This window comes from Aeromonas sp. FDAARGOS 1407 (genome assembly GCF_019048725.1).
Classification (GTDB): Bacteria; Pseudomonadota; Gammaproteobacteria; order Enterobacterales; family Aeromonadaceae; genus Aeromonas; species Aeromonas enteropelogenes.
Genome location: NZ_CP077399.1, coordinates 4,191,161 through 4,215,038, shown reverse-complemented (window position 1 = coordinate 4,215,038; position 23,878 = coordinate 4,191,161). Strand labels below are relative to the sequence as shown.

The window sequence follows — 23,878 nt, the reverse complement described above, 5'->3', positions numbered from 1 at the left end:
GTTATTCCCTCGCCAGTGCGACCACGGGGTCGAGCCGCGCCGCATTGCGCGCCGGCAGATAACCGAACAGGATCCCGATGAGTGACGAGCAGCCGAAGGCCATCAGGATGGAGAAGAGCGAAAACTGCATCTGTATGGTGTCGACCAGCAGGGAGAAGACCACACCAATGCCGAGCGCGAGCGCGACGCCGAAGATGCCCCCCAGTAGGCTGACCATCACGGCTTCGATCAGGAACTGCTGCAAGATGTCCGATTGACGTGCCCCCACGGCCATGCGAATGCCGATCTCGCGGGTGCGTTCCACCACGGAGACCAGCATGATGTTCATTACCCCCACACCGCCGACGATCAGCGAGATCACGGCGATGGCCGAGACCATCAGGGTCATGGTGGCCGTGGTTTTCTCCACCGACTTGATGATGCTGTCGCTGCTGAAGGTGAAGAAATCCTTCACTCCGTGGCGCTTGGTGATCAGCTCGATCACCGCCTGTTCGGCCAGCGCCGGCTGGATGCCATCCTTGACCCGTATGGTGATCTGGCTGAAGTGGCGCTGGGAGATGAGGCGGCTCATCACGGCGCTATAGGGGAGCCAGACATTGACCGACTGGCTGCTGGGGCCAAAGCCGGTCTCCTGGGTGACGACCCCAATGATGCGTACCGGCAGGGTGCCGACCAGTACCACCTTGCCGATGGGGTCATCCTTGCCGAGCAGGCTGGGAATGCTCTTCTGGTCGACCACGGCCACCGCCGAACGCTGTTGTATGTCTCGCCATTCCAGTAAGCGACCACTTACCAATGTCATGCCCTTGACCTTGAAGTAGTCGTTGCCGACCCCGGTTACGTTGCCGCTGCTGGTCTTGTTGCGATAGCGAAGTTGTCCCGAGCTGATGATCTCCGGGCTGGCACCTGCCAGATAAGGTTGTCCCAGCAAGGCATCGAGATCCCCCTGGTTGAGGGTCTGGATGCTGGCCATCTTTTCATCTCCCCACCCCTTGCCCGGGAAGATCTCTATGGTGTTGGTTCCCATCGCATTGATCTGCTCGATCACCTTGGTGCGGGCTCCCTGGCCGAGGGCCACCACGCTGACGACCGCCGCGATGCCGATGATGATGCCCAGCATGGTGAGAAAGGTGCGCATCCGGTGGGCCAGCATGGCATGCAGGGCCATCCGGCCAGCTTCCCGATAGCGATCACAGTCAAGGCTGGCTCCTCCCTGACTGGCAACGGGGAGGGGGATGGTCGATGGGGAAGCCTGTTCGCGCTGACCACTGTCCTGCTGAATGCAGCCATCCTTGAGGGTGATGATGCGATCCGCATGGTTGGCGACCCCCATGTCGTGGGTGACCAGTATGATGGTGTGGCCCAGGGCATGAAGCTCCTTGAGGATGGCCATCACCTCCTTGCCGCTCTGGCTGTCCAGCGCACCGGTCGGTTCATCGGCCAGGATCACCTCGCCACCATTGGCCAGCGCCCGGGCGATACTGACTCGCTGTTGCTGGCCGCCGGAGAGCTGTCCCGGGGTATGGTGGCGACGCTCGTCAAGACCCAGTCGCTCCAGCAGCTGCTTCGACCTGGCCTGACGAGCCTGACGTTCGGTGCCGGCATAGACGGCGGGGATCTCCACGTTGGCTGAGGCGTCCAGATGAGGCAGCAGGTGATAGCGCTGAAAGATAAAACCGAAGTGATGGCAGCGCAGGCGCGCCAGTGCCAGGGCATCCAGGGTCGCCGTGTCCTGGCCACGAAACAGGTACTGGCCGCTGCTGGGCCGGTCGAGACAGCCAAGCAGATTCATCAGGGTCGACTTGCCGGAGCCGGAGGCCCCGACGATGGCGATCATCTCGCCAGCCTGAATGGTCAAGTCGAGGGGATGGAGCACGGTAACTTCCTGCTCGCCGCTCTGGTAACGGCGTTCGACCCCTTTTAGCTGGATCAGGGGCGGCTGGTTCAGCGGCTCGCTCATAACATCATGCCTTCTTCTTTGTCCGCTACGGGCGCGCCGTGGTTGAGCTGCACTTCGTCCTGCTCCGTCAGCCCGCTTACCACCTCAATGCGGATCTCGTCCTTCATCCCGGTCTTGATGCGGCGAGTTTCACCGGGAGCGCCGTCCCTGACCAGGGTTACCTCATATTCGTCGTTAGCCACCTGCTTGCCGAGAGCAGTCTGCGGCAGAGTGAGCACCTGCTTGCGCTCGCCGAGCACTATGGTCACCTGGGTGGTCATGGCCACGCGCAGAGCATGATCCGGATTGGGCACATCAAACAGGGCGTAGTAGTAGACGGCGGCATTGCTGGTGGTACTGGTGGTGGTGGCCTGTTCGTTGATATTGGTGGGGGCCAGCTCCACGGCTCGCAGGGTGCCCTGATAGCGGGTGTCCGGATCGCCTATCAGGGTGAAATAGACCGGCATGCCCGCTTTCACCTTGGTAACGTCGGCTTCCGAGATCTGGGCCTTGACCGTCATGGTGTCGAGATTGGCCAGTTTCAGCAGGGTTGGCACCGTCTGGCTGGCGGCCAGGGTCTGACCCTGACGGGTGACTATGCTGATGACGGTGCCATCCATGGGGGCCAGGATCTTGGTGTAACCCAGCTCGGTCTGGGCTCGCTCCACCTTGATACGGGCACTGTCGATATTCGCCTGGCTGTTTTGCATCTCGGCGCGTGTGACGGCGAGTTGGGCTTCTGCACTCTCCAGATCGGCGCGAGAGCTGGCCTCCTGCCTGAACATCTCTACCTGACGGCGCCAGGCCAGCTCGTACTGTTTGAGCTGGGCTTGCTTGATCTTGAGTTGGGCGAGGTTGCTGGCGAGCTCGGCTTCGGCCGTTTTCAGATTGTTCTGGGCGATGAGAGGGTCAATCTCGGCCAGTAGATCTCCCTTGTTGACCAGAACGCCATCCTCGACGGCCAGGCGGGTCACCTGACCGGAAACCTGTGCCCCCACATCCACCTGCTCGATGGCCTGCAACACGCCGCTAGCCAGCACGGTTTGGCTAATGTCTTCCCGGGTGACTTTGGCGGTGAGCATCTCGGTGGCCGGTTGGCTTGGCCAAGCCAGCCAGCCGATGAGGGCCGCGGCGAACAGAGTAGAGAGCGCCAGGACTGTGCGCTTGGGACTTGGGGTCATGGATCACCTGACTGAAAACGGAATAAGAGAAGTGCCGCGAGTATCCTGCAGCAAAGCCTCGCCAATGAACAGCCAGAAATATGTAAGCAAAATTATGCGCTTATCTGTCAGTAAGCGAAGTAATTGGGAAGGGGAAGCTGATAGACGGGGATTGAAAGAAAAAAGCCCCGCCATCAGGCAGGGCTCGGGAGAGTTCAGGCTGTGGCTCAGGCCTTGGCCAGCAGCTCCATGACCCAGGGCAGGCCCTGCTTCTTGCGGCTGACGAAGCCCGGATGGAAGCAAGATTCGGTGGGGACCTTGGGATGGGCGGTAAAGTGAATGCGGCTGGCGGCAGCGGTAAGATCAGTCACCATCAATACGAAGAAGTCGAGCCCTTCGCTTGCCACGCGCGCGGCCATCTCTTGCTGCAGTGCCGGGAGATGTTCGGCCAGCTGCTGCTCACTGCCCACCTCGATCTGGCTCATGATGAAGCTGCAACCTTCGGCCTGGAACGCTTTCTCGTCCTGTTGCAGCAACTGAGCCGGAGTCAAGCCGCTCAAATCGGTCTTGGCTATCAGCAGCTGCTGGCCGAATTCGGCCAGAGAGACCTCGGCCAGCTCGGCCAGGCGCTCGCAGGCGACCTTGTCCTGCTCTGTGGTGGTGGGGGAGGTGAGGCAGAGGGTGTCACTCATGATGGCACCCAGCATCAGACGGGCCTGGCTGCGGGTCACCTGACCCTGTTGGCTCAGCAGCTCGAAGGCGATGGTGCAGGTGCAGCCCACGGCGCGGATCCAGGCATCCAGCGGCGACTGGGTGATCAGGGTGCCGAGGCGGTGGTGATCCACCAGGCCCAGTACGTTGGCCTGTGCCAGGGTCGCGGGGCCCTGTTCCAGATCACTGAAATCCACCAGCCAGACATCTTCACCGGCAAGATCCCGAGTCAGCAGTTCGGGTTCGGCAACGCCAGCCTGCTCCAGGATGAAACGGGTTTCGGTGCGCAGGTCGCCCAGGCGCCATGGGGTGGCTTGACGCCCCTGGGCTTTGAGCCAGTCGGCGATGACCAGGGCGCTGCAGATACTGTCGCTATCAGGATTCTTGTGACCAAAAACGTGGATCATAGACAAAGCCTCACAATGGGATACCCAAAAAGGGGGCGGGTACTATGCGAAATCCCGGAAATGAAGGCAACCTGAACCCCCTTGGATGTTGCTGCCTGCTTGGCCTTACTCGCACTTTCATTGATCTGGGTCGGTGATCCGGCGACTCAGGGTCGTTGTGAACAGGCACCATGACGCCCCTTGGCGCGGATTGTCATGGTGTAGGGAGGAGGAGAGCTGTGTCAGGCTCGCAACAACTCGCGCGCATTGGCCAGGGTAATGTCGGTGATCTGATCGCCCCCCAGCAGGCGGGCCAGTTCATTGAGGCGGGCCGACTGATCGAGGGCACACATCTGGGTTTCGGTGGTTTTGCCATCGGTATGCTTGCTCACCACCATGTGCTGGTGGCCATTGCCCGCTACCTGGGGCAGGTGCGTGACCACCATCACCTGGGTCGACTCGCCGAGCTGGCGCAACAGGCGCCCTACCACGGCGGCGGTCGGGCCGCTGATCCCCACGTCTACTTCATCGAAGATCAGGGTGGGAGTGGAGACCTTGCGGGCGCTGATCACCACGATGGCGAGGCTGATGCGCGACAGCTCGCCGCCGGAGGCCACCTTGCCAAGGGGCTGGATGGGCTGGCCCGGGTTGGTAGTGACCATGAACTCCACCCGATCGATCCCCAGAGGCGAGAGACTGCTCTGGGCATCGGGGCGCACCTCGATGGCGAAACGGCCATCTGGCATCGCCAACTCGTGAATGCTGGTGGTGACCTGGGCGGCCAGCTCCTGTGCGTAGCGCTGGCGGCTCTGGCTCAGGGCCTCGGCCGACTGCAGAAACGCCTGGCGGGCGGCGGCCAGTTCATCTTCCATCCCTTCCAGGCGCTCCTCATCGGAGTTGAGGCGGGCGAGATCGCAGGCCAGCTCCTGATGGTGCAGCGCCAGATCCGCCGGTTTGACATGATGCTTGCGGGCCAGGTTGATCGCTCTTGAGAGGCGGGTCTCCAGCTCGTTGAAGCGCTCGGGATCCAGCTCCAGCCGATCCAGATAGCTGCGTAGCTCGCTATGGCTCTCCTGCACCTGGATGAGAGCATTGTTCAGCATCTCCAGCACCGGATTGAGGCGGCTGTCCATGCCGACCAGCCCTTCAGCCTTGTCGACAGCGACCTGCAGCAGGCCTGCGATGGTGGTGTCATCGTTGTCATAGAGCAGATCAAGGCAGAAGCCGCACTCCTGCATCAGCTCGGTGCCGTTGGCCAGACGCTGGTGCTCTTCCTCTATCTCTTCAAACTCCCCCGGTTGCAGGGCAAATTCATCGAGCTCCTGCACCTGGTATTCGATGAGCTGGCGGCGGGCTTCCCGTTGCTGCTGCTCAGCTTTCAATCGGTTGAGCTCGTTTTGCAGCTGGCGCCATTGCTGGTAGTGCTGGCGCACCTCGTCGAGCAGCAGGTGATGGCCGGCGTAGCCATCCAGCAGGGCGAGCTGGTAGTCCGGCTTGAGCAGCAGCTGGTGGGCATGCTGGCCGTGCACGTTGACCAGCAGTTGGCCGAGGTTCTTGAGCTGGGTGAGGGGCACTGGCACCCCGTTGATGTAGCTGCGCGAGCGCCCCTCGGCGGAGATGACCCGGCGCACTATGCACTCCCCTTCGTTTTCCAGCTCGTTGGTGGCAAGCCAGGCGCGGGCGGCCGGGTTGCCATCGAGCTGGAAGCGGGCACTGACTTCGCTTTTGTCGCTCCCCGGGCGCACCATGCTGGCCTCGGCCCGCTCGCCAAGGCACAGGCCGAGGGCGTCGATGGCGATGGATTTGCCGGCGCCGGTCTCGCCTGTGATGCAGGTCATGCCCGGTTGCAGATCGAGTTCGAGAAACTTGACGATGGCGAAGTTGTTGACGGTCAGCTGGGTCAGCATGGTCTCATCCTGTATGGGTCAACATTACTGTTTATGCATCCAGTATATACTGGTCTTATATACAGTAAAGAGGCGTTGCCATTTTTAACAGGACAGGCCACCAGACGGGTGGCCTGCGGGATTGCAGAAAGGTGAAGATTAGTGGAAGGCTGACATCAAATCTGGGTGGGCTGCGATCACCTCGTCCAGTGCCTGTTCCAGTCGGTGGCCGCTGGTAATGAGGGGATTCAGTACCAAGGCACGCCAAGCCGTATGGCGATTGCCGGTGATGGCGGCCTCGATGGTGAGCTGCTCGAACTCCTTCATCAACTGCAGCAGGCGCAAGGTGTCTTGCGGGAAGGGGGGCACATTAAGCGGAAGCGGACCCGACTTGGTGATGAGAGAGCTCACTTCCACGGCACTCTCGTCCGGCAGACCGCCGATAGCGCCGTTGTTGCGGATGTTGACGTGCATGATGATACGCTTGTCGTTGTGGATGGCACTCATCAGCTCACACGCGGCCTCCGAGTAATACTGGCCGCCGCGTCCTTCCAGCGCTTTGGGCTTCTCGGTGAGATCCGGGTTGCGATAGAGCTCGAACAGCTGCTGTTCGATGGTCTTGACCACCTCACCCCGGGTGCCTTCGCCGCTGGCCTCCCCGAGCTCCTGTTTGAGGATATCGTCGCTCATGTAGTAGTAGCGCAGATAGGCACAGGGGATCATGCCCAGATTGGCCAGCAGATCCTTGGGCCAGGCAAAGGGGGGGATATTGCGCGGTACCAGCGGATCGTGCCCTTGTGCGATCCGGGCAATCACCTCGCCGAGTTTGTTCTCGCCCTGATGCTGAATCTGGCGCACGAAGATGAAATGGTTGAGTCCGGCCACCTGCATGATGAACTCCTGCTCGTCATGACTCTCCAGCAGAGTAGCGACCCCTTTTTGCATGATCACTGGCACGTTGCACAGCCCAACCGTCTTTATCTTGCTGTGGCGCAATACGGCTTCGGTCACCATGCCCGACGGGTTGGTGAAGTTGAGCAGCCAGGCATCGGGGCAGAGGCGTTCCATGTCGGCGGCGATCTGCAGAGCGATGGGGATAGTCCGGCAGGCGTTGGCAAAGCCGCCCAGTCCGTTGGTTTCCTGGCCGATCAGACCGTATTTCAACGAAATCCGCTCATCGCTGATGCGCGCTTCCAGGCAGCCGGCGCGAAACTGGGAGCAGACGTAGTCGGCGCCGTACAGTGCCTCTTCCCGATCCAGCCGGGTTTCAACCCGTACTGCCAGCCCAGCCTTGGCCAGCATGCGGCGGGTGAGGGCTGCGATGATCTCCATTTTCTCGCGGCCATCGTCGATGTCGACTAGCCAGAGTTCGTGCAGCGGTAACTCGTGCTGACGCTGGATCAACCCTTCGATCAGCTCCGGGGTGTAGCTAGAACCTGCACCTATGATCACAATCTTGAGTCCGTTTTTCATTGTTCACCTCATGAACAGGGATAGGGATGGACCCTATTAAAGGGGGAGCCTGGCGGGCGGACAAACGAAATAAGGGGTGGTATGGATTAGCCTGTTTAATGCATAAGGAGAAATGTCATACTGATGACCTGCGTCGCAACACGCGTCATTACGAGGTTATCCATGCTGGTACAACAGAATACCCTGGCCCTGCTGCACACTTTCGAGAGCACGGCCCGTTACCTCAGTTTCACTCGTGCCGCCGAGGAGATGAACCTCACGCAGGGGGCCATCAGCCACCGCATTCGCCATCTAGAAGGGTTGTTGGGTTTTCGTCTGTTTATTCGCCTGACCCGCAAGTTGGAGTTGACTGAAGAGGGGGCACGACTGCTGGCGACCCTGAGCCATTCTCTGCGCCAGATCAACGAAGAGATTGAAGATATCCGGGCTCAGGATCTGCGAGGGACGCTCCATGTCGGTGTTGCTCCGACGCTGGGGCTCAATTGGCTGATGCCAAGGCTACCCCGTTTCCAGCAGCGCTGGCCCGGGCTGAACGTGATGATGCGGGTTCGGGCCGGGGCGGTGGATTTCAACGAGGAGCGGGTGGATCTCGCCATCTACTACGGTGCGATCCGCTGCAGTGATCTGCACCGTGAGCTATTGATGGAGGAGCGTCTGGTACCCGTCTGCTCCCCTGCCTATGCCGAGCGGCTGGGGTTGCAGCAGGAACCGGCACGGTTGGCTGAGGCCTGTTTTATCCACGCCTCGGAATCGACCGATGTGCAGCAGCTCTTCTCGGAGTGGCGCCTCTGGTGCGATGGTTCTGGTATGACATTGCCCTACGATCAGTGTCACTACGGTTTCAATCACTATCAGATGGCTCTGCAGGCGGCGCAAGGTGGCATGGGGGTCGCTATGGGGAGGGAGGTACTGGTGCGCAACTTGCTGGAGCAGGGCGTGCTGGTGGCGGTAGGAGGCCCGGCGGTGGCTGCCGGGCGTAATTACGAGCTGATCTCTCCATTGGAGAACCGCGAGCGACCGCGCTTTCGTGCCTTTAGCGACTGGCTGCGCAGTGAAGTGGCGCTCAGCCAGTCAGCTCATGACCTTGCCCTTTAAAACAGCTTGCTGCCCCAGCCGAGCTTGTTGCGCAGTACGTGGAAGTAGCTGTAATCGAGAGGGTGCACCAGATGCAGCTGGTGGTGGCTCTTCTTGATGAGGATCTCGTCCCCCGGGTGCACCGCCAGGGTGACCTGGCCGTCGCAGCCCACCTGCATGGCGTCATCCTGATTGTCGGGCGAGACCAGCAGGCGCACCTCGCTGTCGGCGTCCAGTACGATGGGGCGGCTGCTCAGGGTGTGCGGGAACATCGGGACCAGCGTGATGGCGTTGAGCTTGGGGGTGAGGATGGCGCCACCGGCCGAGAGTGAATAGGCTGTGGAACCGGTTGGAGTGGCCACTATGATGCCATCCGAGCGCTGGCTGTACATGAAGCTGCCGTCGATATAGACCTCGAACTCGATCATGTGGGCGATCTTGCCCGGGTGCAGCACCGCCTCGTTCACCGCCAGGTTGCTCGACTTGCGCTCGCCGTGGCGATAGACGGACGCCTCCAGCAGGAAGCGGTGCTCGCTCTTGTAGTGACCGGAGAGCACCTGCTCGAGGGGCAGCAGGTAATCCTGGGGGGAAAGATCGGTCAGAAAGCCGAGGTTGCCCCGGTTTACCCCGATCACCGCCACATCGAAGCGAGACAAGACCCGGGCCGCCCCCAGCATGTTGCCGTCACCGCCGACCACGATGGCGAGATCCGCCTGCTGGCCCAGCTGTACCAGATCCATCACGTCCTCTTCGAGGATCGAGAGGGTTTGGGCGACCCGGCTCTCGACCAGCACCCGGAAACCGCGGGTCGTCAGGTATTGATGCAGGCCGGTCAGCGTCTGGTTGGCTCCTTCATGATGGGGTTTGCCAATCAGGGCGATGGTTTTGAACGGAGAATCCATAGTCTGTCTGATCCACAGGGGTATTGCGGGCCAGTATACAGTGGTTTGTCCCGCTTGTGAGCCGCCCATATGGGATGGCGGGTCTCTATCCCCTTGAACCAGATGGCGAAAGCGTGAACGGGGTCGCAAGGAAAGGCGCACATCCGGCGCCATGAATGACCTTTTTCCCTTGAAAGCCGGGGATCCATCCCCATAATAGCGCCAACATAGTCGGTCTGTTGCCGTCTGGTCGCTCAGCCAGAGGTCAGGCCCTCATAAGTAACCCCGCAATTGGAGATGTCATGAACCACGAAGAGCAAAAGGTTGAAGCGATGGAGCAAGTTGAAGCCCAGCCAGTCGAGCCGACCGATGTAGACAGTGAAGTGACAGCCGAGCAGGCACGTATTGCCGAACTGGAAGCGCAGCTGGAAGCGGCCCAGCAGGCCTCTGCCGAAGAGCGCGAGCGTGCCATTCGTGCCGTCGCCGAGATGGAAAACCTGCGTCGCCGCGCGGCCCAGGATGTCGAGAAGGCACACAAGTTTGCCCTCGAGAAGTTTGCTGGTGAACTGCTGCCGGTACTGGACAACCTGGAGCGCGCCATCGAGCTCGCCGACAAGGAAAACGACGCCCTCAAGCCGATGATCGAAGGTGTCGAGTTGACCCTCAAGTCCATGCAGAGCGGCGTGGCCAAGTTCGGTCTGGTGGCGCTGGATCCGACCAACCAGCCGTTTGACCCCAATGCTCACCAGGCCATGAGCATGGTGCCGAGTGCCGACGTGGCACCCAACACCGTCATCGCCGTGATGCAAAAAGGCTACGAGCTGAACGGTCGCGTCATCCGTCCGGCCATGGTGATGGTGTCCAAGTCTGCTGACTGATCATCGTATCCTCACCAAGCCCGCCGCTTGGCGGGCTTTTTGTTTGTCGCGACGCTGTTGCTGGTCGCCAAGGGTATCGGCAAGCCACCCCTGGCAACGAGCAAGGCGTTCACAGCGGATAAAGAGTACGGTTTTTTAGGGAGAGGGGCTTGAAGCGGCATCTGGCGACCCCATATAGGGAACAAGGCCACGGCGGCACAAAAAATTTGATGCCGGGAGCTTGAAAGCCGAATTGGCAGCCCCCACCTAGCCGTTAACGCATTGAGGCGAGTCTCTCGCCGGTTTATTCAAAGTATTTGGAGATTTCTCAAATGGGTAAAATCATCGGTATTGACCTGGGTACTACCAACTCCTGCGTCGCTATTCTGGATGGCGACACTGCTCGCGTGATCGAAAACGCAGAAGGTGATCGTACTACTCCGTCCATCATTGCCTATGCCGATGATGGCGAGATCCTGGTTGGTCAGCCGGCCAAGCGTCAGGCCATCACCAACCCGAAAAACACCCTGTTCGCCATCAAGCGTCTGATCGGCCGTCGTTTCGAAGATGACGAAGTACAGCGTGACCTGAAAATCATGCCTTATGCCATCGCCAAGGCCGACAACGGTGACGCCTGGGTCGAGGTGAAAGGCAAGAAGATGGCACCGCCGCAGATCTCTGCCGAAGTGCTGAAGAAAATGAAGAAGACCGCCGAGGACTACCTGGGCGAGCCGGTGACCGAAGCGGTCATCACTGTTCCAGCCTACTTCAACGACGCCCAGCGTCAGGCCACCAAGGATGCCGGTCGCATCGCGGGTCTGGACGTCAAGCGCATCATCAACGAGCCGACTGCGGCTGCGTTTGCCTACGGCGTGAACAAGGTCAAGGGCGAGCGCAAGGTTGCCGTATATGACCTGGGTGGCGGTACCTTCGATATCTCCATCATCGAGATCGACGAAGTCGAAGGAGAAACCACCTTCGAAGTACTGGCGACCAACGGTAACACCCACCTGGGTGGTGAAGACTTCGACAACCGCGTCATCAACTACCTGGTTGACGAGTTCAAGCGCGAGCAGGGTATCGATCTGCGTAACGACCAGCTGGCTCTGCAGCGTCTGAAAGATGCCGCCGAGAAAGCCAAGATCGAGCTCTCTTCTGCCCAGCAGACCGACGTGAACCTGCCGTACATCACCGCAGACGCCACCGGTCCGAAGCACATGAACATCAAGGTGACCCGCGCCAAGCTGGAATCCCTGGTGGAAGACATGGTGAAAGACTCCCTGGAGCCGGTTCGTGTCGCCCTGAAAGACGCCGGTCTGGCAGTTGGCGAGATCGACGACGTCATCCTGGTGGGCGGTCAGACCCGTATGCCGCTGGTTCAGAAGACCGTTGCCGAGTTCTTCGGCAAAGAGCCGCGCAAAGACGTCAACCCTGACGAAGCCGTGGCCATGGGTGCTGCCATCCAGGGTGCCGTACTGTCCGGTGACAAGACCGACGTACTGCTGCTGGACGTGACCCCGCTGTCTCTGGGTATCGAGACCATGGGTAGCGTGATGACTGCGCTGATCGAGAAGAACACCACCATCCCGACCAAGAAGTCCCAGGTGTTCTCTACTGCCGAAGACAACCAGTCTGCCGTGACCATTCACGTGCTGCAGGGTGAGCGCAAGCGCGCCAGCGACAACAAGTCCCTGGGCCAGTTCAACCTGGAAGGCATCCGTCCGGCACCGCGCGGTCTGCCGCAGATCGAAGTGACCTTCGACATCGATGCCAACGGTATCCTGCACGTCTCCGCGAAAGACAAGGAGACCAACAAGGAGCAGAAGATCACCATCCAGGCTTCTTCCGGTCTGTCTGATGAAGAGATCGAACGCATGGTACGCGAGGCCGAAGCCAACGCGGCCGAAGACAAGAAGTTCGAAGAGCTGGTGCAGACTCGCAACCAGGCTGACGGTCTGGTCCACTCCGTGCGCAAGCAGATCACCGAAGCCGGTGATGCCCTGCCTGCCGACGACAAGACCAAGATCGAAGCCGCGGTCAGCGAGCTGGAAGCTGCCCTCAAGGGTGACGACAAGGCTGCCATCGAAGCCAAACAGCAGGCTCTGCTGGAAGCGTCCCAGAAGCTGATGGAAATTGCCCAGCAGCAGGCTCAGGCACAAGGCGCCGCCGGTGCTGATGCCGGTCAGTCCTCCTCTTCTGCCAAGGCTGACGACGACGTGGTCGACGCCGAGTTCGAAGAAGTGAAAGACGACAAGAAGTAAGCCCTACCCAGATGGGCGAGGTCCGCTTCGCCCATCGGCTTAAGTCTATGAATTCACGGGCGTTGGGTGACCAACGCCCGTCTGCATAACTGCTAACAGGATGAGTATGTCGAAGCGCGATTTCTATGAAGTGCTGGGGGTATCGAAAGATGCCGACGAGCGCGAGATCAAGAAGGCGTACAAGCGTCTGGCCATGAAGTATCACCCTGACCGTAATCAGGGCGATGCCAATGCTGAAGAGAAATTCAAAGAGGTCAAGGAGGCTTACGAGGTCCTGACCGATGCCAACCTGCGTGCCCGTTACGATCAGTATGGTCATGCCGGTGTCGATCCGAGCCAGGGTGGCGGCGGCCACGGTGGTTTTGGCGGCGGCGCCGATTTCGGCGACATCTTTGGCGATGTGTTCGGTGACATCTTTGGTGGCAGCCGTGGCGGTGGTCGTCGCGGCCCGGCCCGTGGTGCCGACCTGCGCTACACCATGGAGCTGACCCTGGAAGAGGCGGTGCGCGGTGTCTCCAAAGAGATCAAGGTCCCGACTCTGGTCCACTGTGAGGTGTGTAACGGCTCCGGCGCCCACACCGGGAGCTCTGCCCAGACCTGCCCCACCTGCCACGGCTCCGGCCAGGTACAGATGCGTCAGGGTTTCTTTGCAGTGCAGCAACCCTGCCCGCACTGTCACGGTCGCGGCAAGATCATCAAGGATCCGTGCCGCAAGTGCCATGGCGAAGGGCGCTATCAGAAGACCAAAACCCTGTCGGTCAAGATCCCGGCTGGCGTCGATACCGGCGATCGCATCCGTCTCTCCGGCGAAGGGGAAGCGGGGGAAGCCGGCGCACCGGCTGGCGATCTGTATGTGCAGGTGCACGTCAAGGAGCACGAGATCTTCGTGCGTGACGGCAACAACCTCTACTGCGAAGTCCCCATCAGCTTCACTGCGGCAGCCCTGGGTGGCGAGATCGAAGTGCCGACCCTGGACGGCCGGGTCAAGCTCAAGGTCACCCCTGAGACCCAGACCGGCAAGATGTTCCGCATGCGTGGCAAGGGCGTCAAATCCGTGCGCTCCGGCCAGGTGGGGGATCTGATGTGCAAGGTGGTGGTCGAGACCCCGGTCAAGCTGACCGAGCAGCAAAAAGAGCTGCTGCGTCAGCTGGACGAGTCGTTTAGCGGTGCCGCCGCCAAGACCCACAAGCCGAAATCGGAAGGCTTCTTCGAAGGAGTGAAACGCTTCTTCGACGATCTGACCAGCTGATGTTCGCGACCCAGATATAAAGAGCCGGCCCTGTGCCGGCTCTTTTTTTGCCCCAGCTTTAGCAAGATCCCCGCTTATTGAGTGGATCCCGATGAGGGATCTTCCTCACAACTTCCACCTCTTCCTGCTGTGCAAATGTTATCCCGCTCACATTTGAGCTGAAACGGTTTAGCTGGCATATTGAGTTAGCTAAAGCGGTTTAGCTATGCTCAGCCCGTCGATAACAACAGCGCCCGGACGGGCGACACATGACAGGTGAGGAAGATGACGATGTTCAAGAGCAAGTTGGCGCTGGCCGTGGCGCTGGGATTGGGGATGAGCAGCCCGCTGTGGGCGGCGGATGGCGGTATCGAGGCCCGTCTGGCGGCGCTGGAGGCACGGGTGCAGGCGGCCGAGGCGCGCGCCACCGCGGCCGAAGCGAGGGCCGATGAGGCCCAGAGCAAGGCGAGCGAGGCCCACGAGACCGCCGCCGTGGCCAAGGCCCAGAGCGAGAAGGTGGACAAGCAGACCGCCGCGGCCCAGGGCTTCGAGTTCCACGGCTATGCCCGTTCGGGCCTCCTGGTCAACGGCAATGGCAACGGCGGTCGCGGCGGTCCCTACATCACCCCGGCCGGCTCGGTGGGGGGGGCCGTGGGGCGTCTTGGCAACGAGGACGACACCTACATGGAGGCCAACCTGTTGAAGACCCAGACCTTCGACGATGGCAGCTGGGCCCGCTACAAGCTGATGCTGGCGGACGGGGTGGAGACCAGCAACGACTGGACCGCCAGCGATTCCAGCCTCAACACCCGCCAGGTGTTTGCCGAGATCGGCGATCTGGCGAGCTTCGACGGCCCCTTCAAGCACGCGGTGCTCTGGGCGGGCAAGCGCTTTGACCGGGACAACTTCGACATCCATTGGCTCGACTCGGACGTGGTCTTCCTCGCCGGCACCGGCGGCGGCGTCTACGACGTGCAGCTGGCCGACAACTGGAAGGCGAACTTCTCCCTCTACGGGCGCGACTACGGTGACATCAGCGCGAGCGGCCTCTCGGACATCGAGAGCTACATCCTCACCATGAACAACCGCGTCGGCAACTGGCAGTGGATGCTGAACGGCCTGTCCGCCAAGGACAACGAGGAGCGCATCAACGACGGCGGCGCCGGCAGCGAGGCGGCAAACAAGGGCGCCCACACCCTGGTGGCCTACCACGCCGACAGCTTCTTCGGCCTCAACCCCGGCTTCTCCAAGGCGGCGCTGCTCTACGGCCATGGCCTCGGGGCCGAGCTCAAGGGGCTGGGTTCCGACAGCGAGCTGCTGGCGGACGCCGATGCGGTGCGAGTCGCCCTCTTTGGTGCCACCGATCTCAGCCCGGGCTGGCGCTTCGCCCCGGCCCTGCTGGCGGAGCAGAGCCAGGATCGCTACGTGAAGGGGGACGAGTACCGCTGGGCCACCCTCAACACCCGGTTTGCCCAGGTGCTGAGCCAGAACGTCGAGCTGGTCTACGAGGCCACCTGGCAGTACATGGACTTGGATCCCAAGGGCTACAAGGGACGCCAGGCGGTGAGCGGCGACTTCACCAAGCTCACCTTCGCCCCGACCTTCAAGGCGCAGACCGCCGGCTTCTTCGAGCGGCCCGAGTTGCGGGTATTCGCCACCTGGATGGACTGGTCCTCCGAGCTCGACCACTACGCCAGCACCGACGCCATGGGCCAGAACGACTTCACCGCCGGGGGCGAGTGGAACTTTGGCGTGCAGATGGAAACCTGGTTCTAGTTCGTTATCCCGATCACAAAAATGGCAGCCGGCGTCGGGATCTGTTGGTTAGCTAAAACGGTTTAGCTGATAATGCGAACCAAGAGATCAGGGCCCGGCTCTGGCAAATCCTGTGCAGCAGTGGAGTAGCAAGGTGACGAATCGTGTGTGGGTAATGGGGGATGCGGTGGTGGACTTGATCCCGGAAGGGGAGCAGCACTACCTCAGGTGTCCGGGGGGCGCGCCGGCCAACGTGGCGGTCGGGGTGGCCCGGCTTGGCGGTGAGTCGGCCTTCATCGGCCGGGTCGGCGCCGATCCCTTCGGCCGCTTTATGGCCGATACCCTGGCCAGCGAAGGAGTCGACATTCGCTACCTGACTCTGGACCCGGCCCATCGCACCAGCACAGTGCTGGTGGAGCTCGACGCCGAGGGCGAGCGCAGCTTCACCTTCATGGTGAGGCCCAGCGCGGATCAGTTCCTGACCCCCGCCGATCTGCCGGTCTTCCAGGCCGGGGAGTGGCTGCTGACCTGCTCCATCGCGCTCGCCAACGAGCCGGTGCGTGGCAGCTGCCTGCAAGCCATGGCGACCATCCGGGCCGTCGGGGGGCGGGTTTGCTTCGATCCGAACCTGAGGCCCGAGGTGTGGGGCAACCCCGCCGAGATGCTGCCCGTGGTGCGCGAGGCCATCGCCCTCGCGGACGTGGTCAAGCTCTCGGTGGAGGAGCTGCAACTGCTGAGCGGTCTGGACGATCTGGCGGCGGGGCTCGCCACCATTTCAGGCCCGGCCCTGGTGCTGGTGACCCGGGGGGCGGCCGGCGTGGTGGCTCGTCTCGGCGGCGAGCTGCTGGAGTGGGTGGGGCCCAAAGTGGTGCCCATCGACACCACGGGGGCGGGGGATGCCTTCGTTGCCGGTTTGCTGGCGGCCTTGGCCGAACGGACCTCGCTGCCCGCTCTGGATGAGCTGCCCGCCATCCTGGCCCGGGCCCACGGCTGCGGGGCGCTGGCTACCACCGCCAAGGGGGCGATGACGGCGCTGCCGAGTCGCACCGAACTGGATGCCTTTTTGCGATCAGGTGCAAGCGGCTGTTGATCCGCGGCTAGAGCCGCGGGTCGACAGACCCTACTCTCATGTGACAAGGGCCTGCCGATGGCGGGCCATAAGAGGAAGAATATGAATATCAGTGCGATAGCCAAGGATCTGGTGCCCCTGCTCGGGGGCAAGGAGAACATCGTCAGCGCCGCCCACTGCGCCACCCGGCTGCGGCTGGTGCTGGCGGACGACAGCAAGGTGAACAAGGCCGCCATCGACAAGCTGGACGGGGTCAAGGGGTGCTTCAGCAACGCCGGCCAGATCCAGGTGATCTTCGGCACCGGCCTGGTCAACAAGGTCCATGCAGAGTTCGTGGCCCTGACCGGAACCGGCACCGCCAGCAAGGCGGAGCTGACCGACCTGGCGACGGCCAAGCTCAACGTGGCCCAGCGCCTGGCACGGACGCTCTCCAACATCTTCGTGCCCATCATTCCGGCCATCGTCGCCTCCGGCCTGCTGATGGGGCTGCTCGGCATGGTGCGCACCTATGGCTGGGTCAACGCCGACAGCGCGCTGTTCATCATGCTGGACATGTTCAGCTCGGCGGCCTTTGTCATCCTGCCCATCCTCATCGGCTTCACCGCGGCGCGGGAATTCGGCGGCAACCCCTATCTGGGGGCGACCCTTGGGGGCATCCTCACTCACCCGGCCCTGACCAACGCCTGGGGCGTGGCGGGGGGCTTCAAGACCATGGACTTCTTCGGACTGGACGTGGCCATGATCGGTTATCAGGGCACCGTCTTCCCGGTGCTCTTGGCGGTCTGGTTCATGTCCCACCTGGAGAAGCAGCTGAGAAGGCGCGTCCCCGATGCCCTGGATCTCATCCTCACGCCGTTCCTGACCGTCATCATCACCGGCTTCGTGGCGCTGCTCTTCATCGGCCCCGCCGGGCGGGTGCTGGGGGATGGCATCTCGTTCGGCCTGAGTGCCCTCTATGAGCAGGCGGGCTGGCTGGCGGGTCTGGTGTTTGGCGGCACCTATTCGCTTATCGTCATCACCGGCATCCACCACAGCTTCCACGCCATCGAGGCGGGCCTGCTGGCGAACCCGGCCATCGGCGTCAACTTCCTGCTGCCCATCTGGGCCATGGCCAACGTGGCTCAGGGCGGCGCCTGTCTCGCGGTCTACTTCAAGACCCGGGACGTGAAGATCAAGGCCATCACGGTGCCGGCGGCCATGTCCTGCCTGCTCGGCATCACGGAGGCGGCCATCTTCGGGGTCAACCTGCGCTACATCAAACCCTTCCTGGCTGGTCTGTTCGGCGGGGCCTGCGGCGGCGCCTACGTGGTGGCGGCCAAGGTGGGCATGACGGCGGTGGGTCTGACCGGCATCCCGGGCATGGCCATCGTCCAGCCCATGAGCCTCATCCACTACGTCATCGGCCTGGTGATCGCCTTTGGCGCCGCCTTCGCCGCCTCCTACCTGCTCAAGTACAAGGTGGAGTGATGAAGGAAAGCCATCTCCTCAAACAGGTTGTCCGGTCCCTGCTGGCCGGCCAGCTCAAGGCGGCGGCCGATCCCCATCGGCCCCGCTGGCACCTGGCAGCCCCGGTGGGGCTGCTCAACGACCCCAACGGCTTTATCGAGCACGGCGGGCGCTATCACCTATTCTACCAGTGGAACCCGCTGGGTTGCGCACACGCCAACAAGGGCTGGGGCCACGTCACCTCCAGCGATCTGCTGCACTGGCAGCACGAGCTGCCGGCCCTGCTGCCGGTGGAGCCCTACGAGCAGAGCGGCTGCTACTCCGGCTCGGCGGTGAGCGACGAGCAGGGGCGCCTGACCCTCATCTACACCGGCAACGTCAAATACCCGGACGGTAGCCGTACCGCCTACCAGTGCCTGGCCCGCGCCGACGGCATGGGCGGCTTCGAGAAACTGGGGCCCGTGCTGGATCTGCCCGCAGGCTACAGCGGCCACGTGCGCGATCCCAAGGTGTGGCACGACGGTCGGCAGTGGCTGATGGTGCTGGGGGCCCGTACTTTGGACGATCGGGGGGCGGTGCTGCTCTATCGAGGTGACACCCTGGATGGCTGGACGCTGGTCGGCCCCATCGCTGGCAGCGGGCGCGGTGGGCTCGGGGAGTTCGGCCATATGTGGGAGTGCCCGGACCTCTTCCCTCTGGCGGACCGCCATGTGCTGATCAGCTGTCCCCAGGGCATAGACCCCCAAGGGGAGGATTATCTCAACCTCTACCAGTGCGGCTGGCTGGCGGGCGACTTCGATGGCACTCAGTTCGAGCACGGGGCCTTCCACGAGCTGGACCGAGGCTTCGAGTTTTACGCACCCCAGACCACCCAGGACAGCCAGGGGCGCCGCCTGCTGTTCGCCTGGCTGGGGCTGCCCGAAGAGAACGAGATGAGTCAGCCCACCGTCGGGCACGACTGGATCCACCAGATGAGCTGCCCGCGGGAGCTGTTCTGGCAAGGCGAGTGGCTCTGCCAGCGGCCGGTGGCGGAGATTTCAGCCCTCAAGGGGGAGCCGACCCGCTTCGAGGGGGCGTCGGGCGAGCTGCCTGCCCTGGCCATCGACTCGGCCTGGCTGGACCTTGCCTTGAGCGGGGAGGGGCGCCTCGGGTTCGGCGCCGTGGCTGAGTTGGTGTGGCAGCCGGGACGCCTTGTCCTGCGCCGCAAGAACTGGCAGAGCGGGGAGTGGGAGGAGCGATCCTGCCCCTGGCTGGGTGGCAAGGTCACCGTCTTGTGCGATCGATCCAGCCTGGAGTGTTTCGTGGATGGCGGTCGCCAGACCCTGTCTACCCGCTACTTCCCCGGTGAAAACCCAGTACTTTCCGCACGTTGTGACGGTGATGACAGCAAAATTTGCCTCGATCACTGGCCGCTGGCGGCCTGCCTTGTACAATAGCCCGGTGTCAGTTTGCCGGGAGGTCAGGTGGAGAAGAAGAAACGGATCACGATTGCCCAGATAGCCACGCTCGCGGGGGTCTCCAAGGCCACCGCCAGCCTGGTGCTCAACGGCAAGAGTGCGGAGTACCGCATCGCCGACGACACCCGCAAGCGGATCCAGGCGGTGGCGGACGAGTGCCACTACCAGCCGAGCATCCATGCCCGCTCCCTGCGGGCGGTGCGCAGTTACACCTGGGGACTGGTGATCCCCGACCTCACCAACTTCGGTTTCGCCAGCATCGCCCGCGCCCTCGAGGCCCACTGCCGGGAGGCGGGGATCCAGCTGCTCATCGCCTGCTCCGAGGATGACCCCACCCTGGAGCAGCGGGTGGTGGACAACCTTATCAGCCGCCAGGTGGACGGCCTCATTGTCGCCTCCAGTGGCCACAGCGACGACATCTATGCCCGCATCCACGACCGCCTGCCGGTGGTGCAGCTCGACCGCCACATCGGCGAGTCGCGCCTGCCCATGGTGATCTCGGATGCCTGCAAGGCCACCGCCGAGCTGGTGCAGGACATGGCGGCCGGCTGCGGGGAGGAGATCTACTACTTCGGCGGCCTGCTGGATCTCTCCCCCAGCCGCCACCGGCTGGCGGGCTACGAGCTGGGGTTGCACCGCGCCGGGCTGGAGGCCACATCAGACCGGGTTCGTCACCGCGACTACCAGCCAAGCTCGGGCTATCAGCTGATGGCCGAGCTGGTGGCCGAGCTCGGGGCGCCGCCGAAGGGGCTCTTCACCGCCTCTTTCACCCTGCTGGAGGGGGTGCTGCGCTACCTCAACGAGGCGGGGCTGATGGAGACTGGGATGCGGCTGTGCACCTTCGACGATCACGACCTGCTCGACTGCATCCCCATGCGCATCGACTCGGTGGCCCAGGATTGCCCGGCCCTGGCCCGCGCCGCCTTCGAGCTGATGCAGCGGCTGATTGCGGGCAATCCCCCCACCCAGACCGCCCAGGTGATCAATCCGCGCATACGCTGGCGAAGCCGCCGCCAGGCAAGCCACACTGCCTAGTCTGTGTCACTCGACTGGCGCCCAAGACACAAAAGCCCCGCCAATATTGGCGGGGCTTTTGTGTCTTGGGCGGTGGGACGGCCGGTGTCAATCTGCGGTGCTGGCATGCCAGAACACCTGCTTGATATGAGGGTGAATACTCAGCTTTTGCATCAGGGCATCGAGCTCGTCGCCGTCGATGGAGGTGGCGAGCAGCACCGCCGAGATCTCCAGGTCCCGCTCGCCGAACGGCGCTATATCCAGCTCGCTCAAGGGGTAGTCGGCCCGCTCCAGCATCTCTTCCAGCCAGTGCAGCACCTCTTTCTGGTGCTCGCGGGAGGTGAGCGCCGTCACCTTGCAGGTCACCTCGGTATCGAGATTGTCTACCGGGCGGCGGTTGATCTGGTTGACCAGAGGGCGCAGCAGGGTGTTGGCGGCCAGAACGAACAGGGCGCCGAGTACCGCCTCCATGGCGAGGCCGGCACCGCAGGCCGCCCCGACGGCGGCAACGCCCCACAGGGTGGCCGCCGTGTTGATGCCGCGGATGTTGCCCGATTCGCGCATGATGACGCCGGCGCCGAGAAAGCCGATGCCGGAGACGATATAGGCCACTACATGAACCACGCCATAAGTACCGCCATGCAGGTCGTGGATACGCTGGGCCAGGTTGACGAACAGGGCCGCGCCTACGGCGACCAGCACGTTGGTGCGAAGGCCGGCGGTACGCTGGCGATACTGGCGCTCCAGCCCCACCAGGCTGCCCAGCATAAAGGCCAGCAGCAGGCTGGCTAGGGTATCGCCCAGGGCGATCACATCGAGTTGTTGCCACATTCTCATGGTGTGTTCCTTTTGGTAGCGGATGGCCATGCCTGTTGGCAAGTGACTCTGTTGAGCGCTCTTATTACCAGCAGCTGGCCGTCTCGTGCGCCAGCGACCATGTCGTCGTGAAAAGGGCACACGGATACGAGACCTGCCCATGGAGGATGCAAGCGGGTCGTTGGAATGGATGGAAAGGGGCCGACAGGGCCGGCCCCGGATGTCAGGTCAACTGAACACGGTCTCGGAGTCGCGACGGGGACGCAGCTCCCAGCGAACCGGATGCTGAACCCCGACCTGATGCACGAACTGCACCAGATAACGACGCTGGGGCGGGGTGCAGTCGAGGCTCAGCACCAGCTCCCGGCTACCGCCGCGTCCCGGTCGCAGAGACTGCAAGGGATGCAGGCCCGCCGGTTGCAGGGTGTGATTGACCATGTCGAGCACCTGCTCCATATCGGCGCGATCCTGGCAGCGGATCTGCAGCCGGTAGTGATGCTGGCGCCCCTTGCCACGCAGCCAGAGCGGCAGCAAGCCGCGGCCCAGTCTGCTCAGCAGGGGGTGGATCCGGACGGTGACAGACGATGTTGAAACAAAACGCATAGCAGCCTCCTTGTGGGAAGCAGAAACTATGCAGGCAAGGTGTCCCGGCCTTGGCCCGGTCACCTGACGTCAAGTGTAAAAAGAGAAAGGGGAGTGGATTTCCGCTTCTCGCAGGGCTGCGAGCAAGCGGCAGAGGAAGACCTGCGGCTAGCTCGCGACCCGGGTGCCGACGACGAGGGTCGGTCTACAACTGTCACTTGATGAGTTGCCCACTGATGGTCTCCGCTATTGATAAGAGGCAGGGATCATAGCCAACTAACCAGGCCGGGTAAACCTTCAGGCTCTTTTGGCAACATCTTGCAACAAATCGGGCGTTGCCAGGGCCATGCCTGCCTCTTCATGCGGCACCTCGGATCCAGGCTATTTAAACCCCATTCGCTTGAGGATCATGGCCGCCGGGCAGAACCCGGTGAACGCGCTCTGGATCAGGTTGACTCCGACGAAGACGCTCAACCAGACAAAGCCCGGGTGAACCCAGTGGGTCAGTGCCAGCGACAGCAGTAGCATGCAGCCTGCGACTATCCTCACGCCATTGTCTACCGTCATGTGTTGCTCCTTTCCTTGGTGGTGGCTGAACATTAAATTAGGTATTGCTAATTTAGTTTTTATTTATAGAATAAAACCAAATATAAGCAACTACTAATTTACTGCTTATGACACAGTTCGATGAGATGACCCGCCACGCGAGCGCGGCGGCTGCGTTACTCAAGGCCCTGGCTCATCCGGAGCGGTTGATGGTGCTCTGTCAACTGGTGGAAGGGGAGAAAGGGGTCGGCGAACTGCTGGCCCACAGCCAGCTGGGGCAGTCGGCCTTCTCCCAGCAATTGTCGGTATTGAAGCGCCAGGGTCTTATCCGCTCGCGCAAGGTCTCCCAGCAGATCTACTACTCGCTGGTGAGCGAGGCCGCCGTCGATGTACTGGCGGCGTTGCAAACCCATTTTTGTCACTCTGAAAATAAGGAATCTTGATGATGGAAACGCAATGGCTGCTCTCCTTGGGCGGGGGCATGCTGGCCGGATTGGCCGCTCTGATCCTGTTGTTGTGCAACGGCCGGGTCGCCGGGATCAGCGGCATTCTGGCGGGAGCCCTGCAACAAAAGCAGGCCTGGCGCTGGCTCTTCTTGCTGGGACTGGGGGCGGGAGCCTGGCTGGCCCTGACCCTGGGGTGGGCCAAGATGCCCGACTTCACGGCCCTGCCTGGCTGGCCGCTGGTGCTGCTGGCGGGTCTGCTGGTCGGCGTCGGTTCCCGCCTTGGCAATGGCTGCACCAGTGGTCACGGCATCTGCGGCATGGGGCGCCTGTCCCGCCGCTCCATCGTGGCCACCGTCACCTTTATGACGACCGGCATAGTGACCGTGTTTTTGACTCACCATTTCTTCTAAGAGGCTGATTGCCATGAATTTGCTGACAAGTTTGCTCGCCGGTTTGCTGTTTGGTCTGGGGCTGGCTATCTCCGGCATGGTGGATCCGGCCCGGGTCACAGGGTTTCTCGACCTGGCGGGCAATTGGGATCCCAGCCTGGGATTTGTGATGGGGGGCGCCCTGCTGGTGTTTACTCCGGGTTATCTGCTGCTGGTCAAGCCGCGGCGCCTGAGCCTGCTGGGCAATCCCATCGCCGTGCTGCCCAAGCCGGTGCTGGATCGTCGTCTCATCGGCGGTTCGGCCCTGTTTGGTATCGGCTGGGGATTGGTGGGGATTTGTCCCGGGCCAGCCTTGAGTCTCATTTCCAGCGGCCAGCCCATGATATTGTTGTTCATTGCGGCCATGGTGGCCGGGATCTTGCTGGTCGACAAGGTATGGGTGAGGGCGAGCCAGCCTCGCATTGCCTGATGACATAGCGCGAATCACCATCCAGGGAAGGAG

General features: G+C 62.2%; 21 protein-coding genes. 12 read left to right on the top strand and 9 right to left on the bottom strand.

Annotation, left to right across the window (positions count from 1 at the left end):
* Position 1: 1 nt before the first annotated feature.
* The 5 genes from I6L37_RS19685 to I6L37_RS19665 form a co-directional block, all read right to left on the bottom strand.
* A complete protein-coding gene (locus I6L37_RS19685; protein WP_216992747.1) occupies positions 2 to 1,960 on the bottom strand; it encodes a MacB family efflux pump subunit in 1,959 nt (652 codons plus the stop codon).
* Positions 1,957 to 3,120: an efflux RND transporter periplasmic adaptor subunit gene (locus tag I6L37_RS19680; protein WP_216992746.1), complete on the bottom strand. Its 1,164-nt coding sequence runs from the start codon at positions 3,118 to 3,120 to the stop codon at positions 1,957 to 1,959. Before I6L37_RS19680 ends, I6L37_RS19685 begins: the two co-directional genes overlap by 4 nt.
* A gap of 206 nt (positions 3,121 to 3,326) precedes the next feature.
* Entirely contained in the window at positions 3,327 to 4,217 is an 891-nt protein-coding gene (locus I6L37_RS19675) for a manganese-dependent inorganic pyrophosphatase (protein ID WP_216992745.1), read from the bottom strand.
* A 221-nt stretch (positions 4,218 to 4,438) separates the two neighbouring features.
* Positions 4,439 to 6,103 (bottom strand): DNA repair protein RecN, encoded by a 1,665-nt coding sequence (gene recN / locus I6L37_RS19670; protein WP_216992744.1) that lies wholly within the window; start codon positions 6,101 to 6,103, stop codon positions 4,439 to 4,441.
* A 138-nt stretch (positions 6,104 to 6,241) separates the two neighbouring features.
* Positions 6,242 to 7,555, bottom strand: coding sequence for a 6-phospho-beta-glucosidase (locus tag I6L37_RS19665; protein WP_216992743.1), 1,314 nt, complete (start codon positions 7,553 to 7,555; stop codon positions 6,242 to 6,244).
* Positions 7,556 to 7,717: 162 nt separating this feature from the next.
* Between I6L37_RS19665 and I6L37_RS19660 the strand changes: the two genes are divergently transcribed.
* Positions 7,718 to 8,650 carry a LysR substrate-binding domain-containing protein gene (locus tag I6L37_RS19660; RefSeq protein ID WP_216992742.1) on the top strand — a complete coding sequence of 311 codons (933 nt, stop codon included), beginning with the start codon at positions 7,718 to 7,720 and terminating at the stop codon, positions 8,648 to 8,650.
* Here the strand turns inward: I6L37_RS19660 and nadK are convergent.
* The gene (gene nadK / locus I6L37_RS19655; protein ID WP_216992741.1) at positions 8,647 to 9,531 is read right to left on the bottom strand and encodes an NAD(+) kinase; all 885 of its coding nucleotides are present in this window, start codon (positions 9,529 to 9,531) and stop codon (positions 8,647 to 8,649) included. The two genes, I6L37_RS19660 and nadK, sit on opposite strands and share 4 nt — an antisense overlap.
* Before the next feature lie 281 nt (positions 9,532 to 9,812).
* Between nadK and grpE the strand changes: the two genes are divergently transcribed.
* The 8 genes from grpE (at position 9,813) to I6L37_RS19615 (ending at position 20,618) form a co-directional block, all read left to right on the top strand.
* Complete coding sequence (grpE, locus tag I6L37_RS19650) at positions 9,813 to 10,388, top strand: nucleotide exchange factor GrpE (RefSeq protein WP_026457546.1); 576 nt, start codon at positions 9,813 to 9,815, stop codon at positions 10,386 to 10,388.
* A 311-nt stretch (positions 10,389 to 10,699) separates the two neighbouring features.
* Positions 10,700 to 12,628, top strand: a complete 1,929-nt coding sequence (gene dnaK / locus I6L37_RS19645) for a molecular chaperone DnaK (RefSeq protein WP_201940254.1) — start codon at positions 10,700 to 10,702, stop codon at positions 12,626 to 12,628.
* 106 nt (positions 12,629 to 12,734) lie between these two features.
* Entirely contained in the window at positions 12,735 to 13,877 is a 1,143-nt protein-coding gene (dnaJ, locus tag I6L37_RS19640; protein WP_042028402.1) for a molecular chaperone DnaJ, read from the top strand.
* Between the two features lie 264 nt (positions 13,878 to 14,141).
* Positions 14,142 to 15,632 carry a carbohydrate porin gene (locus I6L37_RS19635; RefSeq protein ID WP_216992740.1) on the top strand — a complete coding sequence of 497 codons (1,491 nt, stop codon included), beginning with the start codon at positions 14,142 to 14,144 and terminating at the stop codon, positions 15,630 to 15,632.
* 112 nt (positions 15,633 to 15,744) lie between these two features.
* On the top strand, positions 15,745 to 16,701 hold the full coding sequence (locus tag I6L37_RS19630; RefSeq protein WP_216992739.1) for an aminoimidazole riboside kinase: 957 nt from the start codon (positions 15,745 to 15,747) through the stop codon (positions 16,699 to 16,701).
* An 81-nt stretch (positions 16,702 to 16,782) separates the two neighbouring features.
* A complete protein-coding gene (locus I6L37_RS19625) occupies positions 16,783 to 18,147 on the top strand; it encodes a sucrose-specific PTS transporter subunit IIBC (protein ID WP_026456407.1) in 1,365 nt (454 codons plus the stop codon).
* Complete coding sequence (locus tag I6L37_RS19620) at positions 18,147 to 19,562, top strand: sucrose-6-phosphate hydrolase (RefSeq protein WP_026456406.1); 1,416 nt, start codon at positions 18,147 to 18,149, stop codon at positions 19,560 to 19,562. Before I6L37_RS19625 ends, I6L37_RS19620 begins: the two co-directional genes overlap by 1 nt.
* 27 nt (positions 19,563 to 19,589) lie before the next feature.
* A complete protein-coding gene (locus I6L37_RS19615) occupies positions 19,590 to 20,618 on the top strand; it encodes a substrate-binding domain-containing protein (protein WP_061475539.1) in 1,029 nt (342 codons plus the stop codon).
* 87 nt (positions 20,619 to 20,705) lie between these two features.
* On the opposite strand, the gene I6L37_RS19610 is transcribed toward I6L37_RS19615, so the two are convergent.
* The 3 genes from I6L37_RS19610 to I6L37_RS19600 form a co-directional block, all read right to left on the bottom strand.
* The gene (locus tag I6L37_RS19610; protein WP_216992738.1) at positions 20,706 to 21,434 is read right to left on the bottom strand and encodes an MgtC/SapB family protein; all 729 of its coding nucleotides are present in this window, start codon (positions 21,432 to 21,434) and stop codon (positions 20,706 to 20,708) included.
* A gap of 207 nt (positions 21,435 to 21,641) precedes the next feature.
* The gene (locus tag I6L37_RS19605) at positions 21,642 to 22,016 is read right to left on the bottom strand and encodes a hypothetical protein (protein ID WP_216992737.1); all 375 of its coding nucleotides are present in this window, start codon (positions 22,014 to 22,016) and stop codon (positions 21,642 to 21,644) included.
* A 360-nt stretch (positions 22,017 to 22,376) separates the two neighbouring features.
* Entirely contained in the window at positions 22,377 to 22,562 is a 186-nt protein-coding gene (locus tag I6L37_RS19600) for a DUF2892 domain-containing protein (RefSeq protein WP_124238345.1), read from the bottom strand.
* Positions 22,563 to 22,669: 107 nt separating this feature from the next.
* Between I6L37_RS19600 and I6L37_RS19595 the strand changes: the two genes are divergently transcribed.
* The 3 genes from I6L37_RS19595 to I6L37_RS19585 are packed head-to-tail and all read left to right on the top strand — an operon-like array spanning position 22,670 to position 23,845.
* Positions 22,670 to 22,984, top strand: coding sequence for a metalloregulator ArsR/SmtB family transcription factor (locus tag I6L37_RS19595; RefSeq protein WP_042028406.1), 315 nt, complete (start codon positions 22,670 to 22,672; stop codon positions 22,982 to 22,984).
* A complete protein-coding gene (locus tag I6L37_RS19590) occupies positions 22,984 to 23,397 on the top strand; it encodes a YeeE/YedE family protein (RefSeq protein ID WP_201940246.1) in 414 nt (137 codons plus the stop codon). Before I6L37_RS19595 ends, I6L37_RS19590 begins: the two co-directional genes overlap by 1 nt.
* A 13-nt stretch (positions 23,398 to 23,410) precedes the next feature.
* Positions 23,411 to 23,845, top strand: coding sequence for a YeeE/YedE family protein (locus I6L37_RS19585; RefSeq protein ID WP_201940244.1), 435 nt, complete (start codon positions 23,411 to 23,413; stop codon positions 23,843 to 23,845).
* Positions 23,846 to 23,878: the final 33 nt, after the last annotated feature.